Source organism: Massilibacterium senegalense (genome assembly GCF_001375675.1).
Classification (GTDB): domain Bacteria; phylum Bacillota; class Bacilli; order Bacillales; family Massilibacteriaceae; genus Massilibacterium; species Massilibacterium senegalense.
The window spans coordinates 2,102,859-2,121,623 of record NZ_LN831786.1; the positions used below are offsets into that span (position 1 = coordinate 2,102,859).

At 39.5% G+C, this 18,765-nt stretch carries 9 protein-coding genes, 1 tRNA gene, 2 rRNA genes and 3 other annotated features; of the genes, 11 read left to right on the plus strand and 1 reads right to left on the minus strand.

Translation table 11 applies throughout. The features are described from left to right. Nucleotides 1-34: 34 nt before the first annotated feature. From gyrB to rrf, 5 genes are all read left to right on the plus strand, one after another. Nucleotides 35-1,951, plus strand: a complete 1,917-nt coding sequence (gyrB, locus tag BN1372_RS13900; protein ID WP_222704675.1) for a DNA topoisomerase (ATP-hydrolyzing) subunit B — start codon at nucleotides 35-37, stop codon at nucleotides 1,949-1,951. Between the two features lie 30 nt (nucleotides 1,952-1,981). Beyond that, nucleotides 1,982-4,507: a DNA gyrase subunit A gene (gyrA, locus tag BN1372_RS13905; protein ID WP_062200921.1), complete on the plus strand. Its 2,526-nt coding sequence runs from the start codon at nucleotides 1,982-1,984 to the stop codon at nucleotides 4,505-4,507. A 97-nt stretch (nucleotides 4,508-4,604) separates the two neighbouring features. Next, nucleotides 4,605-5,525, plus strand: coding sequence for an HD-GYP domain-containing protein (locus BN1372_RS13910; protein WP_062200922.1), 921 nt, complete (start codon nucleotides 4,605-4,607; stop codon nucleotides 5,523-5,525). A 418-nt stretch (nucleotides 5,526-5,943) separates the two neighbouring features. Next, nucleotides 5,944-7,494: ribosomal RNA gene (locus BN1372_RS13920) — 16S ribosomal RNA — on the plus strand. A 314-nt stretch (nucleotides 7,495-7,808) separates the two neighbouring features. Next, nucleotides 7,809-8,268: a sequence feature (23S ribosomal RNA rRNA prediction is too short), on the plus strand. Nucleotides 8,269-8,271: 3 nt separating this feature from the next. Continuing rightward, nucleotides 8,272-9,140: a sequence feature (23S ribosomal RNA rRNA prediction is too short), on the plus strand. Between the two features lie 64 nt (nucleotides 9,141-9,204). Next, a 5S ribosomal RNA gene (rrf, locus tag BN1372_RS13930) occupies nucleotides 9,205-9,320 on the plus strand. Nucleotides 9,321-9,810: 490 nt separating this feature from the next. Here the strand turns inward: rrf and BN1372_RS13935 are convergent. After that, the gene (locus BN1372_RS13935; protein ID WP_062200928.1) at nucleotides 9,811-10,761 is read right to left on the minus strand and encodes a YaaC family protein; all 951 of its coding nucleotides are present in this window, start codon (nucleotides 10,759-10,761) and stop codon (nucleotides 9,811-9,813) included. Between the two features lie 131 nt (nucleotides 10,762-10,892). Between BN1372_RS13935 and guaB the strand changes: the two genes are divergently transcribed. The 6 genes from guaB to BN1372_RS13965 all read left to right on the plus strand — a co-directional run bounded on the left by guaB (nucleotide 10,893) and on the right by BN1372_RS13965 (nucleotide 18,722). Continuing rightward, nucleotides 10,893-12,365, plus strand: a complete 1,473-nt coding sequence (gene guaB / locus BN1372_RS13940; RefSeq protein WP_325062691.1) for an IMP dehydrogenase — start codon at nucleotides 10,893-10,895, stop codon at nucleotides 12,363-12,365. A 132-nt stretch (nucleotides 12,366-12,497) separates the two neighbouring features. Continuing rightward, a complete protein-coding gene (locus tag BN1372_RS13945) occupies nucleotides 12,498-13,808 on the plus strand; it encodes a serine hydrolase (protein ID WP_062201402.1) in 1,311 nt (436 codons plus the stop codon). Between the two features lie 1,600 nt (nucleotides 13,809-15,408). Then, on the plus strand, nucleotides 15,409-16,293 hold the full coding sequence (gene pdxS, locus BN1372_RS13950) for a pyridoxal 5'-phosphate synthase lyase subunit PdxS (protein WP_062200931.1): 885 nt from the start codon (nucleotides 15,409-15,411) through the stop codon (nucleotides 16,291-16,293). A gap of 18 nt (nucleotides 16,294-16,311) precedes the next feature. Next, the gene (gene pdxT, locus BN1372_RS13955) at nucleotides 16,312-16,896 is read left to right on the plus strand and encodes a pyridoxal 5'-phosphate synthase glutaminase subunit PdxT (protein ID WP_062200932.1); all 585 of its coding nucleotides are present in this window, start codon (nucleotides 16,312-16,314) and stop codon (nucleotides 16,894-16,896) included. Nucleotides 16,897-16,959: 63 nt separating this feature from the next. Beyond that, nucleotides 16,960-17,139, plus strand: a binding site (T-box leader). A 77-nt stretch (nucleotides 17,140-17,216) separates the two neighbouring features. Next, nucleotides 17,217-18,494 carry a serine--tRNA ligase gene (serS, locus tag BN1372_RS13960; protein WP_062200934.1) on the plus strand — a complete coding sequence of 426 codons (1,278 nt, stop codon included), beginning with the start codon at nucleotides 17,217-17,219 and terminating at the stop codon, nucleotides 18,492-18,494. A 135-nt stretch (nucleotides 18,495-18,629) separates the two neighbouring features. Further along, nucleotides 18,630-18,722 (plus strand) — tRNA-Ser (locus BN1372_RS13965). Nucleotides 18,723-18,765 lie beyond the last annotated feature (43 nt).

The window sequence follows — 18,765 nt, forward strand, 5'->3', positions numbered from 1 at the left end:
TATTTATAAAAAAAGTGCGGGTGAAAAAATGACGATGGAACAAACTCCTCAAAATAATTATGATGCTAGTCAGATTCAAGTATTAGAAGGTTTAGAAGCAGTACGTAAACGCCCAGGGATGTACATCGGGTCAACGGGTCCTCGTGGCTTGCACCATTTAGTATGGGAAATTATTGATAATAGTATCGATGAAGCGTTAGCTGGGTATTGTGACACGATAACAATCATTGTAGAAAAAGATAACAGTATTACTGTTCGTGATAATGGACGGGGGATCCCAGTAAACATGCATGAACAAATGGGTAGACCGGCTGTTGAAGTTATTTTAACGGTTCTACATGCTGGCGGTAAGTTCGGCGGTGGCAGTTATAAAGTTTCTGGTGGATTGCATGGGGTTGGTTCCTCTGTTGTAAATGCTTTGTCTGAGAAACTAGAAGTGACCGTGTGGCGCGACGGATATGAATATTATCAACCGTATTCACGCGGTGTCCCTCAAGCGGATTTAAAGAAAATAGGCCCGACTGACAAAACGGGAACACAAATTCATTTCGTCCCAGACGAAGAAATTTTTACAGAAACAACCGAATATGATTATGAAACATTAGCGACAAGACTTCGTGAACTTGCCTTTTTAAACCGCGGATTAACGATTGTATTTACCGATCGTCGTGGAGAGGAAGAACGAGAGTCAACATATCATTATGAAGGCGGTATTTTATCATACGTCGAACATTTAAATCGTTCGCGTGAAGTTGTACATCCGCCGATTTTTATTGAAGGGGAAAAAGATGACATTGTTGTCGAAGTAGCGCTTCAATATAACGATGGATTTGCAAGTAACTTATATTCTTTTACGAACAACATTCATACGTATGAAGGTGGAACACATGAAGCAGGTTTTAAATCAGCACTGACGCGTGTGATTAATGATTATGCTCGAAAACAAGGAGTTTTCAAAGAAGCAGATAGTAATTTAACTGGGGACGATGTGCGGGAAGGATTAACCGCGATTATTTCTATTAAACATCCAAACCCACAATTTGAAGGACAAACGAAAACAAAACTAGGTAACAGTGAAGCAAGAACTATTACAGATACTGTTTTTGCCGAGTATTTTGAAAAATATTTAATGGAAAACCCAGTAGTAGCAAGAAAAATTGTCGAAAAAGGATTAATGGCATCAAGAGCTCGTCTTGCTGCGAAAAAAGCGCGTGAATTAACTCGTCGTAAAAGTGCACTCGAAGTATCACATTTACCTGGGAAATTAGCAGATTGTTCTTCTAAGGATGCTTCAATTAGTGAACTATACATCGTCGAAGGGGATTCGGCGGGTGGATCAGCAAAACAAGGACGCGACCGTCATTTTCAAGCTATTTTACCACTTCGTGGGAAAATTATTAACGTGGAAAAAGCGCGTTTAGATAAAATTTTATCCAACAACGAAATTCGGACAATTATTACTGCACTCGGTACAGGAATCGGAGAAGATTTTGATATTGAAAAAGCTCGTTACCATAAAATCTTTATTATGACAGATGCCGATGTCGATGGTGCGCATATTCGTACACTATTATTAACGTTTTTCTATCGTTATATGCGTCCTCTTATTGAACATGGCTATGTATATATTGCGCAGCCTCCTTTATACAAAATTTCTCAAGGGAAAAAAGTTCTCTATGCTTACAACGATAAAGAATTAGATAAAATCTTAGCTGAATTAGCCCAAACTCCTAAGCCATCTTTACAACGTTATAAAGGGCTTGGGGAAATGAATCCTACTCAATTATGGGAAACAACAATGGATCCAGAAACAAGAACGATTTTACAAGTGAATTTAGAAGATGCAATTGAAGCAGATGCAACATTTGAAACGTTAATGGGGGATAAAGTTGAGCCACGTCGTGAATTTATTGAATCAAATGCTCACTTTGTGAAAAACTTAGATATTTAATCCCTCGCCTTGAAGGAGGTACAGTCAGATATGGAAGAGAAAAACCAATTTGGCGTTAAAGAAGTAAATCTTAGTCAGGAAATGCGGACATCATTTTTAGATTATGCAATGAGTGTTATCGTAAGCCGGGCACTTCCGGATGTTCGCGATGGCCTAAAGCCGGTTCATCGTCGTATTTTGTATGCGATGAACCAACTTGGCATGACAAGTGATAAACCACATAAAAAATCCGCTCGTATTGTCGGGGAAGTAATCGGTAAATACCATCCACATGGCGATAGTGCTGTATACGATACGATGGTGCGGATGGCGCAAGATTTTAGTTATCGTTACATGCTTGTAGATGGACACGGGAACTTCGGTTCAATTGATGGAGACTCCGCTGCTGCGATGCGTTATACAGAAGCAAGAATGTCGAAAATTTCAATGGAACTCGTGCGCGATCTTAACAAAGATACCATTGATTATCAAGATAACTATGACGGAGCAGAACGGGAGCCAGTCGTATTACCGAGTCGTTTCCCTAACCTTTTAGTAAATGGTACATCTGGGATTGCTGTTGGGATGGCAACGAATATTCCTCCGCATCAATTAGGAGAAGTCATTGACGGAGTATTAGCATTAAGTGAAAATCCAGATATTACGATTCCTGAATTGATGGAATATATCAAAGCACCTGACTTTCCGACTGGTGGAGATATTTTAGGACGTGACGGTGTTCGTCGTGCGTATGAAACAGGACGCGGTTCGATTACGATTCGAGCAAAAGTTCATTTTGAACAAAAGGATAGCGGGAAAGTTAGCTTAGTTGTAACAGAAATCCCGTATCAAGTAAATAAGGCGAAATTAATCGAAAAAATTGCTGAATTAGTGCGCGATAAAAAAGTGGACGGAATTACAGATTTACGGGACGAATCAGACCGTAACGGAATGCGAATTGTAATGGAAGTACGTCGCGATGCAAACGAGCACGTATTATTAAACAATTTATACAAACAAACAGCGATGCAAACTAGTTTTGGAATCAACTTACTTGCGCTCGTAAACGGACGTCCTCGCGTGTTAAATTTAAAAGAATGTTTGTATTATTATTTGGAACATCAAAAAGAAGTGATTCGTCGTCGCACGCAGTTTGAATTAAATAAAGCAGAATCTCGTGCACACATTTTAGAAGGATTACGAATTGCATTAGATCACCTAGATGAAGTAATTTCTTTAATCCGCGGCTCACGTACAACAGATATCGCTCGTGAAGGATTGATGGAAAACTTCGGGTTATCTGAAAAGCAAGCACAAGCAATTTTAGATATGCGTCTACAACGTTTAACAGGTTTAGAACGCGAAAAAATTGAAAATGAATACAAAGAATTGTTAGAGCTCATCGAAGAATTACGCGCTATTTTAGCGGATGAAGAAAAAGTGTTACAAATTATTCGCGATGAGTTAGTAGAAATTAAAGAAAAATATAATGATACTCGTCGTACCGACATTGTGTTTGACCCAGCCTTTATTGAAGATGAGGATTTAATTGAAGTAGAAAATATCGTTATTTCCTTAACAAATAAAGGCTATATTAAACGTTTACCGATGTCGACGTACCGTAGCCAACGTCGCGGTGGACGCGGTGTACAAGGGATGACAACGCACGAAGATGACTTTGTAGAACATTTACTCACGACAACGACGCATCATACGGTTTTATTTTTCACGAATAAAGGGAAAGTATATCGTCTAAAAGGATATGAAATTCCGGAATTCTCTAGAACAGCAAAAGGTATTCCAATCATTAACCTATTAGAATTAGAAGAAGGGGAAGATGTTTCGGAAATCATTCCAGTCCAAGAATTTAAAGAAGACTTATACTTATTCTTTACAACGAAACAAGGAATCTCGAAACGTTCTAGTTTGAAAAATTATGAAAATATTCGTCGTGGTGGGTTAATTGCCATTGGATTACGCGAAGATGATGAATTAATTTCTGTTCGTTTAACGAATGGAGAAAGTCATGTAGCCCTGGCAACGAAAAAAGGGAAACTGATTTGTTTCCATGAGACAGATGTTCGTTCGATGGGAAGAAGTGCTGCTGGGGTAAAAGGAATTGATTTACGAGAAGATGATGAAGTCGTTGGCATGGAACTTGTAACACAAGATGCGGAAATTTTAATTGTAACGGAAAATGGTTATGGAAAACGTACTCCAACCGAACATTATCGTGTTCAATCACGTGGTGGAAAAGGGTTAATTACTTGTAATATTACCGATAAAAACGGCGATGTCATTGCATTTAAATCGGTTACGATGGAAGAAGAATTAATGATCATGACCGAACATGGCGTTCTGATTCGCATACCGATTGATGAGATTTCTACCTTTGGACGTAATACACAAGGTGTTCGATTAATGAAACTACATGATGATGATAAAGTATCTGCTGTTGCACGAATTAAAAAAGAATTTTTAGAAGAAGAGGAAGACCTAGAAGAAAATACAGAAACATCATCAATAGAAGAAACGGAAGAATCGAATAGTATAGAAGGACCAAAGGAAAATGAATAAAAAGTTATAAAAAAAAGAGGGAATTGTCACAATTCCCTCTTTTTTTGTATATAATAGGAGTAATAGATTATATCGGGTGAAGATAACGGAGGAGAAAATGAGAGTTGAAACGAAGAATGTACAACCAGGGTTTGTTTTAGAAGAAGATGTGTATGTTCTAGCAAGCGACCCACTTATGTTGAAAGGGACTGTTTTAACAAAGGAATTGATTGACATTTTAGAAGTTTTTCTTATCCCATATGTAGAAGTTTTCGACATACCAAAAGTAGAAGAACAGAACAATCTAACTGAACAAGCGGATCCGACAGTGAAAAAAGCAGTTCAAACATCTTCTGTATTTTCACAAATGACAAAAGAGTACAAAGCAATGTTAAAAAAATATCAATCAGGTGGGAAAGTAGATATTTTGAAAGTAAGAAGTTTCTTCGTTCCTATCGTAACGAATGTGTTAGAAGATAAAAATGTCTTCTTTAAGTTTTATGAAGAATTTGATAAACAGGAATACTTTTCCCAACATTTACTTGCTGTTGGGATGTTATCTGCTCTTTTAGGGAAAGAATTAGGGTATTCAACAGGCGATTGTACCCAATTAGGTATTGCGGGATTGCTTTGCGATATCGGAATGACAAAAATTCCAGAGAAAGTGTATAAAAAAGCAGCGAGGTTAACAAGTAGTGAACGAAATGAAATAAAAAAACATCCTGTTTACTCGTACAAAATGATTAAAGACCTCCCTTCTTTAACGGAAGAAGCGGTATTAGGTGTGCTGCAACATCATGAAAGAGAAGATGGTTCTGGATATCCATTAGGATTAAAAGGGGAAAAACAAACGCGGTTTTCAAAGGTTATTGCTGTTAGTGATGTATTCGTTGCACTTATTTCGGATCGATCTTATCAAGAGAAAGTAACGTTATTTGAAGCGTTAGAAATCATGAATGTGCAGGAAAGAAAAAAATATAATAGAGAAGTAATGAAACAATTGACGAATCTAATCATTTTATACATTTGTACAAAATAATAAAAAAGACAAAAAGAAGTAGGAGTGAATGAACTGCACCTCCAATTTTAGACACTGTCTAAAATTGGAGGTGCTTTTCTTATGAAAAAAAGCACGGATTGCTTCGGAGGAGAATACATATTATTGGAGTTACCTATATTATTCGCGAAAAATAAAAAAAGATTAAAAAACATTTGCAAATTGAATAGTAATGTGATAGAGTTATTAACGTTGTCACGAAAGGCAATCAATCATTATATTAAAAAGTTTTTAAATGTTGTTGACATTAAAAACTTATAGTGATATAATTTAAAAAGTCGCCAATGAGAGGCGATGATGTCCTTTGAAAACTAAACGAAACGTCAAGCAATAGAATGTACGATATACAATTTGTATAAAATGCATCTCTAGTCAATTCTAAAGAGTCAACGTAAAACTTTTATTTGAGAGTTTGATCCTGGCTCAGGATGAACGCTGGCGGCGTGCCTAATACATGCAAGTCGAGCGAACCAACGAGGAGCTTGCTCCTTTGAGGTTAGCGGCGGACGGGTGAGTAACACGTGGGCAACCTGCCCTTAAGACTGGGATAACATCGAGAAATCGGTGCTAATACCGGATAACTGATTAGACCGCATGGTCTAATGATAAAAGATGGCTTCGGCTATCACTTAAGGATGGGCCCGCGGCGCATTAGCTAGTTGGTAGGGTAACAGCCTACCAAGGCAACGATGCGTAGCCGACCTGAGAGGGTGATCGGCCACATTGGGACTGAGACACGGCCCAAACTCCTACGGGAGGCAGCAGTAGGGAATCTTCCGCAATGGACGAAAGTCTGACGGAGCAACGCCGCGTGAGTGATGAAGGTCTTCGGATCGTAAAACTCTGTTGTTAGGGAAGAACAAGTATCGTTCAAATAGGGCGGTACCTTGACGGTACCTAACCAGAAAGCCACGGCTAACTACGTGCCAGCAGCCGCGGTAATACGTAGGTGGCAAGCGTTATCCGGAATTATTGGGCGTAAAGCGCGCGCAGGCGGCTTCTTAAGTCTGATGTGAAAGCCCACGGCTCAACCGTGGAGGGTCATTGGAAACTGGAAAGCTTGAGTGCAGAAGAGGAGAGTGGAATTCCATGTGTAGCGGTGAAATGCGTAGAGATATGGAGGAACACCAGTGGCGAAGGCGACTCTCTGGTCTGCAACTGACGCTGAGGCGCGAAAGCGTGGGGAGCGAACAGGATTAGATACCCTGGTAGTCCACGCTGTAAACGATGAGTGCTAGGTGTCGGGGGGTCCAACCCTCGGTGCTGTCGCTAACGCACTAAGCACTCCGCCTGGGGAGTACGGTCGCAAGACTGAAACTCAAAGGAATTGACGGGGGCCCGCACAAGCGGTGGAGCATGTGGTTTAATTCGAAGCAACGCGAAGAACCTTACCAAGTCTTGACATCCCTTGCACGCTCTAGAGATAGAGTTTTCCCCTTCGGGGGACAAGGTGACAGGTGGTGCATGGTTGTCGTCAGCTCGTGTCGTGAGATGTTGGGTTAAGTCCCGCAACGAGCGCAACCCTTGATCTTAGTTGCCAGCATTTAGTTGGGCACTCTAAGGTGACTGCCGGTGACAAACCGGAGGAAGGTGGGGATGACGTCAAATCATCATGCCCCTTATGACTTGGGCTACACACGTGCTACAATGGGTGATACAAAGGGTCGCGAAGTCGCAAGGCGGAGCTAATCCCATAAAGTCACTCTCAGTTCGGATTGCAGGCTGCAACTCGCCTGCATGAAGTCGGAATCGCTAGTAATCGCAGATCAGCATGCTGCGGTGAATACGTTCCCGGGCCTTGTACACACCGCCCGTCACACCACGAGAGTTTGCAACACCCGAAGTCGGTGAGGTAACCTTTTGGAACCAGCCGCCGAAGGTGGGGTAGATGATTGGGGTGAAGTCGTAACAAGGTAGCCGTATCGGAAGGTGCGGCTGGATCACCTCCTTTCTAAGGAATATACAAAGAGCATCGCTCTTTTACAAAAACATTTTCAATCTTTAGATTGGCTGCTTAGACGTTTGTTTAGTTTTGAGAGGATATCTCTCAAAAATTACCGCTTTCTTTTTTAAGAAAGTGAGTGATATAATAAAAATCCGCTTAAGGCGGGTTGTTGTTCTTTGAAAACCAAATAACGAATCATTGATATTTTGATTATATGATATAGTCGAGATTCATCGTACAAAAACCGATCTTAGAATTATTTAGGTTAAGCTATAAAGAGCGCACGGTGGATGCCTTGGCACTAGGAGCCGATGAAGGACGCAACGAACAGCGATATGCTTCGGGGAGCTGTAAGTAAGCTTTGATCCGGAGATTTNTCCGTACCGCAAACCGACACAGGTAGGCGGGATGAGAATTCTAAGACGCTCGGGAGAACTCTCGTTAAGGAACTCGGCAAAATGACCCCGTAACTTCGGGAGAAGGGGTGCTTTCTTGGGTGCAAGCCTAGGAAAGCCGCAGTGAATAGGTCCAAGCGACTGTTTATCAAAAACACAGGTCTCTGCAAAGCCGCAAGGCGAAGTATAGGGGCTGACGCCTGCCCGGTGCTGGAAGGTTAAGAGGAGGGGTTATCCATTAGGAGAAGCTCTGAATCGAAGCCCCAGTAAACGGCGGCCGTAACTATAACGGTCCTAAGGTAGCGAAATTCCTTGTCGGGTAAGTTCCGACCCGCACGAAAGGCGTAACGATTTGGACACTGTCTCAACGAGAGACCCGGTGAAATTATAGTACCTGTGAAGATGCAGGTTACCCGCGACAGGACGGAAAGACCCCATGGAGCTTTACTGTAACCTGATATTGAATTTTGGTACAGCTTGTACAGGATAGGTAGGAGCCATAGAACTCGGATCGCTAGGTTCGAGGGAGGCATTGGTGGGATACTACCCTTGTTGTGCTGAAATTCTAACCTGAAGCCGTAATCCGGCTTGGGGACAGTGTCAGGCGGGCAGTTTGACTGGGGCGGTCGCCTCCTAAAAGGTAACGGAGGCGCCCAAAGGTTCCCTCAGAATGGTTGGAAATCATTCGTAGAGTGCAAAGGCATAAGGGAGCTTGACTGCGAGACTTACAAGTCGAGCAGGGACGAAAGTCGGGCTTAGTGATCCGGTGGTTCCGCATGGAAGGGCCATCGCTCAACGGATAAAAGCTACCCTGGGGATAACAGGCTTATCTCCCCCAAGAGTCCACATCGACGGGGAGGTTTGGCACCTCGATGTCGGCTCATCGCATCCTGGGGCTGTAGTCGGTCCCAAGGGTTGGGCTGTTCGCCCATTAAAGCGGTACGCGAGCTGGGTTCAGAACGTCGTGAGACAGTTCGGTCCCTATCCGTCGCGGGCGTAGGAAATTTGAGAGGAGCTGTCCTTAGTACGAGAGGACCGGGATGGACACACCGCTGGTGTACCAGTTGTTCCGCCAGGAGCATCGCTGGGTAGCTATGTGTGGACGGGATAAATGCTGAAAGCATCTAAGCATGAAGCCCCCCTCAAGATGAGATTTCCCATAGCGTAAGCTAGTAAGACCCCTTATAGATGATGAGGTTGATAGGTCTGGTGTAGAAGCGTGGTGACACGTGTAGCTGACAGATACTAATCGGTCGAGGGCTTATCCTAATACTAAATTGGTTGTACAATATTCGTTATTTGGTTTTGAAAGAATAACTTGTCTGGTGATAATGGCAAAGAGGTCACACCCGTTCCCATGCCGAACACGGAAGTTAAGCTCTTTTGCGCCGATGGTAGTGAGGGGTTTCCCCTTGTGAGAGTAGGACGTTGCCAGGCAACTGTGAAAGGAGTTAGTGAATATTCACTAACTCCTTTTTTTTATGCTTCCATAACAGATTGCAAGGATACCCTTCCAAATATTCAAACGATATCGAAAGAAGTAGGTAAGTGGAAGAATTCCATTACTCTGTTGGTACCCATCTCCGCTTTTTGTGTAATCTAGCTACGATGGGCTAACAACTTCCGCTATAAGTCAAAGCCCTACAGAAGCAAAAAACGCTTCTTCCGGTCTTCGTCTTATAGCTCCGTCGTTGAACGAGCCCATCTTCGCTTTTTGTATAATCTAGCTGCGGGCGCTATAGGCTCGAGTCATAAGCTGTATAGCTCCATGAGGAAAAATCGCCTCATTCCGCAATCCATCTTATGCTTGTCGCCTATGCCCAAGCGCCCTCGCTTTTTGTATAATCTAGCTGCGGGCGTTACCGACTGCCGTAATAAGTCACCCGATTCCAGAGGCAAAAAGACGCCTCTTCCATCGAGCGCCTTATTACTCTGTCGGTGCCCAAACGCCCTCCGCTTTTTGTAGTAAATATTCAAAGGTGAATAAGGGGATTTTTTTGGAGGCGATGTCTAAGTATTTTAATAAAAAGAGGTATTCGTCATTTGCTGGTTGCAATAGGTGGAGCCAGCAGTTGGCATCGTAACGACTTAACATACTTACATAATATAGTAATGCATAATGGACGAGTATTTCATGGATCAATGGTTCTTTCGGTTGATTGGTTAACAAGTATACGTCATTGGTTACGGTATAAGCAAACGGAAAAGATACAAATGGTGAAATTGGTTTTGAAAAAGAAATTAAAATAGTATCTTGACAATTAGTTATCCTCCCATCATGATAGGAAGGGGTCATTTTTACATACTCTTTATACGCATGCTTCGGCATAGAAAGTGTAAAGGGATCGATTGTTTTGGCAGGAATCGCAATTGTTTCGTTGCGAAGTTCTCGAAACAAGAAAGCTAGTTCTGCTAGATGATAAAACAAACAAAGCAAGGAATATTTTTCATGAACACAAAGTTTCACGTGAAACATTTTTTCTGAAACAAGAGGAAAAAGACCTGTACTTTGAATTTTAATCTCATCATAAAAAAAATCGTATTGTTTTTTCTTTTTTCTTCTCGTGGTAATACCATGCGCTAATACTTGTGTATTCCTTGGATAATAAGGGTCTTCTACTAACATACATGCTTTTAAAAAATGAATCATTCCATAATAAAGAAGTGTAGGTTTTATGGAAATGGGTATATTAGATAGAGTAGAAAGATATTCAATCCCTTGTTTCATATGTTGCGCAAAAACAGCATAATTTTCATAACTCTTTTCATTAGCTTCTATAATTTTTTTTTGTTGATAAATATCACGTAAAAATCTTCTTGTGTAATCTTCAGATTGAAACAAATAAATCATTTCTTCATATTTTTCTTGCCATGACATCGTTTTCACCTATCTATCACAATATTTTGAATAGTCGAACTTATCCTTAGTTTCTTGACAGTCATCCATTTCAATTGATAAGCTACTAATAATATTTAACGAAGGAAAATTGGATGAGGAGTGGATGGATCGTGAGTAAGTGGGAACAAAAATTTAGTAAAGAGGGTTTAACCTTTGATGATGTGTTATTAGTACCTAACTATTCTGAAGTATTGCCTCGCGATGTATGTATTAAAACGGAATTGACAGAAACTTTAAAATTAAATATTCCACTTATTAGTGCTGGAATGGATACCGTAACAGAAGCTGAGATGGCAATTGCAATGGCTCGTCAAGGTGGACTAGGGGTTATTCATAAAAATATGTCTATTGAAGAACAAGCAGAAAATGTTGATCGTGTAAAACGTTCTGAAAGTGGCGTTATCACAAATCCGTTTTATTTAACTCCTAATAATCAAGTGTTTGACGCAGAACACTTAATGGGAAAATATCGGATTTCAGGTGTACCGATTGTAAACGAAGATAAAAAATTAGTTGGTATTCTAACTAACCGTGATCTTCGTTTTATTGAAGATTATTCTATTCGTATTGAAGAAGTAATGACAAAAGAAAATCTTGTAACAGCACCTGTTGGAACAACATTAAAAGAAGCGGAAAAAATTCTTCAAAAATATAAAATTGAAAAGCTTCCTCTTGTGGACGAAGATGGTACATTAAAAGGATTAATTACGATTAAAGATATTGAAAAAGTAATTGAGTTCCCGAACTCAGCAAAAGATAGCCACGGTCGTCTTCTTGTTGGTGCGGCAGTTGGGGTCACAAAAGATGCGTTATTACGTGTGAAAAAATTAGTAGAAGCTGGTGTTGATGCGATTGTTATTGATACAGCTCACGGCCATTCTAAAGGGGTTCTTGATAAAGTTCGTGAAATTCGTGCAGAATACCCAGAATTAAATATTATTGCTGGTAACGTTGCAACTGGTGAAGCAACAAAAGCATTAATTGAAGCGGGAGCAAACGTTGTAAAAGTTGGAATTGGACCAGGTTCTATCTGTACAACACGTGTAGTTGCTGGTGTCGGTGTACCACAAATTTCAGCAGTTTATGACTGTGCAAATGAAGCGAGAAAACACGGCGTAAGCATTATTGCAGACGGTGGAATTAAATATTCTGGTGATATCGTCAAAGCATTAGCAGCAGGTGGAAATGCAGTAATGTTAGGTAGTTTACTTGCTGGAGTAAAAGAAAGCCCAGGAACAACAGAAATTTTCCAAGGTCGTCAATTTAAAGTATACCGCGGAATGGGATCTGTTGGAGCGATGGAACAAGGAAGTAAAGACCGTTATTTCCAAGAAGGAAGTAGCGCTCAAAAATTAGTTCCAGAAGGTATTGAAGGTCGTGTACCATTTAAAGGACCTTTAGCAGATACTATTCATCAATTATTAGGTGGTCTTCGCGCAGGTATGGGATATTGCGGATCAAAAGATTTACTTACTTTACGTGAAGAAGCCCAATTTGTTCGCATGACTGGAGCAGGTTTACGAGAAAGCCATCCACATGATGTACAAATTACCAAAGAAGCACCTAACTACTCTGCTCATTAAAAAATGAAAGAAAACGAATAAATTAGACAGAGGGATAAACCTCTGTCTATTTTTTCTTTTTTGTCTATGATAAAATATCATCTATGTGAAGAAATTACATTGGAGGTGTAAAACGTGTCGACCAAACTAAACATGAACTTAAAGTGGTTGATTATGACGATTATTTTTGCTTTATTAAGTACAATAATCATCCAAGTACCGACTGCTAAAGCGGCGGATACAGCTGGATTTGACGTAGCAGCTGAAGCAGCGCTGTTAGTGGATGCAAAAACAGGTAAGATTTTATATCAAAAAAATATTGATGCTGAATTAGCGCCAGCAAGTATGACGAAAATGATGTCGGAATATCTCGTTTTAGAAGCAATAAAAGAAGGAAAATTAAAGTGGAATCAAAAAGTAACGATTAGTGAATATGCGCACAATATCTCACAAAATCGTTCTTTATCAAACGTTCCGTTACGGATTGACGATACATATACCGTAAAAGAATTATTCGAAGCGATGGCAATTTATTCAGCGAATGGTGCAACGATTGCCCTTGCAGAAGCGGTAGCGGGGTCTGAACCAAAATTTGTCGATATGATGAATAAAAAGGCGAAAGAAATGGGAATGCCAACTTATAAATTTGTGAATAGTTCCGGGTTAAATAATAGTGATCTTTTAGGAAAGCATTATCCTGGTAGCGATGTGAAGGAAGAAAACATGATGTCCGCTCGTTCAACAGCTATTTTGGCGTACAATTTATTAAAAAACTACCCAGAAGTGTTAGAAACGACAAGTACACCGAAAAAAGTCTTCCGTGAAGGTACAGATGATGCAATTAAGATGGAAAACTGGAACTGGATGCTTCCTGAGTTAATCGTGGAATATAATGGTGTAGATGGACTAAAAACGGGCTCGACAGATTTAGCTGGATATAACTTTACTGGTACTGCAAAACGTGGGGACATGCGTTTAATTAGTGTTGTGATGAAAACAAATTCCCATCTTGAGCGTTTTAGAGAAACAGCTAAATTAATGGATTATGGTTTTAATAACTTTGTAGAAAAAGAAATTATTGCGAAAAATAAAGCCGTTAAAGGGCACGAAACTGTAAATGTAGTCGATGGTGTGGAAAAAGAAGTGAATGTGAAAACAAAGGAATCATTTGGCATTGTAGTGAAAAAAGGGGAAGAAGACTTATATAAACCCGTTTTTTATGAAAAAAAGGTAGTAGCTCCATTGAAAAAAGGCGAAACAGTAGCTTATGTAGGTGCGAAATATAAAGGCACGGAAACATATGAATTTTTAACAAAAGATTTAGCGAAAAAAGAACGAGTAGCTTTAGTAACGAACCAAGAAGTAGAAGAAGCAGGCTTTGTTCGTAAAGCTTGGCGTAGTTTTACAGGTTGGGTCGGAGATGGATGGGATAGCCTTGTGAAAACAGTAAAAGGCTGGTTCTAAAAAATAACCTTGAGTGATTCTCAAGGTTATTTTTTTCGACTTAAAAAAGCTAATCCAATATGTCATTTATCCTTCATTAACGGACAGTAAGACCTTCGCCTATAGAGAATTTCCCTTATATTATTATTTTTTCTATTATTTAATAGATTTTTCTTTTTCATAGTAGTTATATGAAAATAAATTTACGATAAAAATCGATAGAAAGAAAGGTTATGATGATTGTTTTTTCGTGTACTAATGCTTGTTTTATCAATATTATTAAAGGAGTATAAGAATACGATTTTCATTCTATTAATTATGTATTATACTTTCGATATAAAATCTATTTTTTTGAAAAAATAGGGGAAAAATGTGGTGAGTAGAAGAAATATAGATAAAGGAGAATAAAAAAGTACAAATAATAATAGAATGGATTCTGCGAGGACTGAATAAAGAAAGGGGCATTATGTACATGACAAACCAAGAAAAAAACAAAAATAGTGATGGCTGATCCAACAGTATTAGGGTTTTTTGGATTATCTATGTTGAGACTCCCACTCATAAATGGGCAAGCTGACTAACGTCAGTGGGATTCTTAAGTGACTAAGCGCTCCCAGTCCATTTCTGTTTGGAAAAGTTCTCGAGATTAGGGGATCTCATTGCCCCTCCCCTCCATATCCAGTGCATGTAGCAGATATGGCTACATTACTGTTACCATAGTGTACAGCTTTTTTCGTTCGATGTGTTTTAGCGTCTTGTTCTTGACGACACATACCGTTTTACTAATAGCGTGAATTAGGCTATCGAACCTCCTATTTTATCTATTTTTCAATGAACGATATTGTTTTAGAGACTTTTACTTGTCTATAGGAATAGTGCACCATTTCAAATATCCCTTTTACAGAACGTACTCTTGATGTTCTATCTGTACGTCGTATTTGATCTCCCTATCATCCCATGCCTAAAGACGGTCTTGAGACCGTCATGGACTTTCTCGTTCGGAAAATCTGTAACATTTGGCTTTTTAAGATATTTGATTTTTTCTCTATTTATTACCGTAGCGGCGTTATAAGTGAATAAAATTTTTGCGGCTATTTTAATTTTAATTGATTTCTTATTACTTTCTGTAACGTTAGCTACATTAGGTATTAAGGTAGAATTATTTTCAAAAATTACTGTTTACCCTAAATTTGCTATTTCATGACTTGGATTATACGGTTGTGGGGCAATTTTCTTAAATAATTTCTTTGACCGTACGATTTTTTTGTTGGAAAACCATTAGGGCTTATTAAACGAAATGTGTAAAAAGAATATAACATAGTAAAAAGATAAGAAATATATGCAAAAGACTTGGCAAATGGCCGAGTCTTTTGTATTTTTATAAAAGAGGGTAAAAATCGATACTTTAATTGAGTAAAGTTTTAGTATATAATTAGCTTCTAGATAATCAAAATTTTTAGATTTTTATTTATTTGAATTATTTGACCTTCTTCATGTAAAATAAACAGTATCATAGTCGAGGAAGGTTTAGGGCCAATTATCGATAAAAACGACGAATTCCTTCATTTTTTAAATGTATTAGGATGAGTCGAACAGGACAAATATAGGGAGGAATTTTCAAATGGCATTTACAGGTACAGACAGAGTTAAACGTGGAATGGCAGAAATGCAAAAAGGCGGCGTTATCATGGACGTTGTCAATGCAGAACAAGCAAAAATCGCAGAAGCAGCAGGTGCAGTGGCAGTTATGGCACTAGAACGTGTTCCAGCGGACATCCGTGCAGCTGGTGGCGTAGCTCGTATGGCAGACCCTCGCATTGTAGAAGAAGTAATGGGCGCAGTTTCTATCCCAGTTATGGCGAAAGCTCGTATTGGTCATATTGTAGAAGCGCGTGTATTAGAGTCTTTAGGCGTAGACTACATTGATGAAAGTGAAGTATTAACACCAGCGGATGAAGAGTATCATTTAGATAAACGTAAATACACAGTTCCGTTCGTATGTGGATGCCGTGATATCGGAGAAGCAGCTCGTCGTATTGGAGAAGGAGCTTCTATGCTTCGTACAAAAGGTGAACCAGGAACAGGAAATATCGTAGAAGCAGTTCGCCACATTCGTAAAGTAAATGCACAAGTTCGTAAAGTAGTACATATGAGCGAAGATGAATTAATGACAGAAGCAAAACTTACTGGTGCTCCATTCGAAGTATTACTTCAAATTAAAGATCATGGTCGTCTTCCAGTAGTAAACTTTGCTGCAGGTGGGGTAGCAACTCCAGCAGACGCTGCGTTAATGATGGAATTAGGAGCGGATGGTGTATTCGTAGGTTCTGGTATTTTCAAATCTGAAAATCCAGAAAAATTTGCTCGTGCAATCGTTCAAGCAACAACTCATTATCAAGATTATGATTTAATTGCAAAATTATCAAAAGATCTTGGTACTGCAATGAAAGGTGTCGAAATTTCTACATTAGACGCTTCAGAACGTATGCAAGATCGCGGTTGGTAAGAAAGAAGGAACAATGTGATGGTTAAAATTGGTGTATTAGGATTACAAGGTGCAATTGCCGAACATGTAAAAGCTTTACAAGCGCAAGACGATGTTGAAGTGGTCGTTGTGAAACGTCCAGAAGAACTTGTTGGCCTAGATGGTTTAGTTCTTCCTGGGGGAGAAAGTACTGCGATGCGAAAATTAATGGATCCTTTCCATTTTGTCGAAGCATTACAAAGCTTCGGGCAAGAAGGAAAGCCTATTTTTGGAACATGTGCCGGAATGATTTTATTAGCGAAAAAAATTAACGGCCAAGAAAATGTTCATGTAGCATTAATGGATACTGTTGCAGAGCGTAATGCATTTGGACGTCAACGTGAAAGTTTTGAAGCTACTCTTCCTGTAAAAGGGGTAGCGGATGACTTTGAAGCAGTATTTATCCGAGCACCTTATATTGATCAAGTGGGGGACAATGTCGAAGTGTTAGCAACATATGATGGTCACATTGTAGCATGTCAAGACGGCCCATTTCTTGCAAGTGCCTTTCACCCAGAGTTAACAGAAGATTACCGCATGCATGCTTACTTTGTAGAACTCGTAAAAAATAGCAAAAAAGCGTAAACAAATCATCTTGATTGTTTCTATTACTTATTGTATGTTAAACATATACAACTAAATACCTCATACAGCGTAAGGATAAGTAGCATGTAAATGTTCCTTTGTAGAGAGCTAGTGGTTGGTGCAAACTAGTAGGAAGTTTTTTGTGAATCTACCTTACATGATGGCTGTTACTTGTAATGAGTGGTAAAAGTGTATCTTTTACAATGAGGGTGGCAACACGGGAATATAACTCTCGTCCCTTTACATTAGGGACGAGGGTTTTTTGTTTTTCTAAATAAGGGAACAGATAAGAAGACTGGTAAAACATAAGGAGGATTTCAATGTTAGATAGTAAATATTTACGTGAAAATTTAGAGGATGTAAAACGAAAAATGAAATATCGCGGGGAAGAATTAGGAGATATCGATCAGTTTTTAACATTAGACGAAACGCGCCGCGAGATCATTCAAAAAGTAGAGCAATTAAAGCAAACGCGTAACGAAGTATCACAACAAGTTGGGCAATTAAAACGTGAGAAAAAAGATGCGACTGAAATTATCGCAAAGATGCGTGCGGTAGGCGATGAAATTAAAACGTACGATGAAAAGTTACGAGAAGTAGAAGAAAAATTACAACAATTATTAATGGAAATCCCGAATGTTCCACATGATAGCGTACCAATCGGAGAAAGCGAAGATGACAATGTTCCGATTCGTTTCTGGGGTGAAAAGCCAACGTTTGATTTTGAACCGAAACCGCATTGGGACGTTGCGACAGAGTTAGGTATTTTAGACTTTGAACGCGCAGCAAAAGTAACCGGAAGTCGCTTTACGTTTTATATTGGAGCAGGTGCTCAATTAGAACGTGCCTTAATTAGCTTTATGATGGACCTTCACAGCGAAGAACACGGGTATACAGAAGCGTTGCCACCGTATTTAGTAAATCGTCTTAGTATGACGGGTACAGGGCAATTACCGAAGTTTGAAGAAGATGCGTTTAAAATTCGCGAAGAAGATTATTTTTTAATCCCGACTGCTGAAGTTCCGGTAACGAATTTATACCGAGAAGAAATTTTAGACGGAGCAGAATTGCCGATTGCGTATTGTGCGTATAGTGCTTGCTTCCGTTCAGAAGCGGGAAGCGCAGGACGTGATACACGCGGGTTAATTCGTCAGCACCAATTTAATAAGGTAGAATTAGTTCGTTTTGTCAAACCAGAAGAGTCTTACGAACAATTAGAATTATTAACAGGTCATGCGGAAAAAGTATTGCAATTATTAGGATTACCATATCGCGTTATGAGCATGTGTACGGCTGATTTAGGTTTTACAGCTGCAAAAAAATACGATATTGAAGTATGGTTACCTAGCTATAACACATATCGAGAAATTTCTTCTTGTTCTAACTTTGAAGCATTCCAAGCTCGACGTGCCAACATTCGTTTTCGTCGCGAAAAGGGAAGCAAACCGGAATATGTGCATACATTAAACGGTTCGGGATTAGCCATTGGTCGTACGGTAGCAGCCATCATTGAAAACTACCAACAAGAAGACGGTTCTATCGTCATTCCAGATGTGTTACGTCCATATATGCGTAATTGTACTAAAATTGAAAAATAAAACTAATAGTCTAAAAGGCGTGATATAATGCGTCTTTTAGACACTTTCCATGTAGTAAGAAAGTTTTTTGATAAAAAATTTAAAAATAGGGTTGCTTTCATAAAATAGCTATGGTAAGATAATTCTTGTCAATACGGAGGAATACCCAAGTCCGGCTGAAGGGATCGGTCTTGAAAACCGACAGGGGCTTAACGGCCCGCGGGGGTTCGAATCCCTCTTCCTCCGCCATTTTTATTTTTAAAATTAGCGCATGATTTGGAGATTGGATGAT

What these genes read in the sequence shown, in the direction of transcription:
- BN1372_RS13935 (WP_062200928.1), bottom strand. Translation starts at nt 10,761, where the DNA reads ATGTCATGGCAAGAAAAATATGAAGAAATGATTTATTTGTTTCAATCT.
- pdxT (WP_062200932.1), top strand. Translation starts at nt 16,312, where the DNA reads ATGGTTAAAATTGGTGTATTAGGATTACAAGGTGCAATTGCCGAACAT.
- gyrB (WP_222704675.1), top strand. Translation starts at nt 35, where the DNA reads ATGGAACAAACTCCTCAAAATAATTATGATGCTAGTCAGATTCAAGTA.
- BN1372_RS13945 (WP_062201402.1), top strand. Translation starts at nt 12,498, where the DNA reads ATGAACTTAAAGTGGTTGATTATGACGATTATTTTTGCTTTATTAAGT.
- pdxS (WP_062200931.1), top strand. Translation starts at nt 15,409, where the DNA reads ATGGCATTTACAGGTACAGACAGAGTTAAACGTGGAATGGCAGAAATG.
- gyrA (WP_062200921.1), top strand. Translation starts at nt 1,982, where the DNA reads ATGGAAGAGAAAAACCAATTTGGCGTTAAAGAAGTAAATCTTAGTCAG.
- BN1372_RS13910 (WP_062200922.1), top strand. Translation starts at nt 4,605, where the DNA reads ATGAGAGTTGAAACGAAGAATGTACAACCAGGGTTTGTTTTAGAAGAA.
- serS (WP_062200934.1), top strand. Translation starts at nt 17,217, where the DNA reads ATGTTAGATAGTAAATATTTACGTGAAAATTTAGAGGATGTAAAACGA.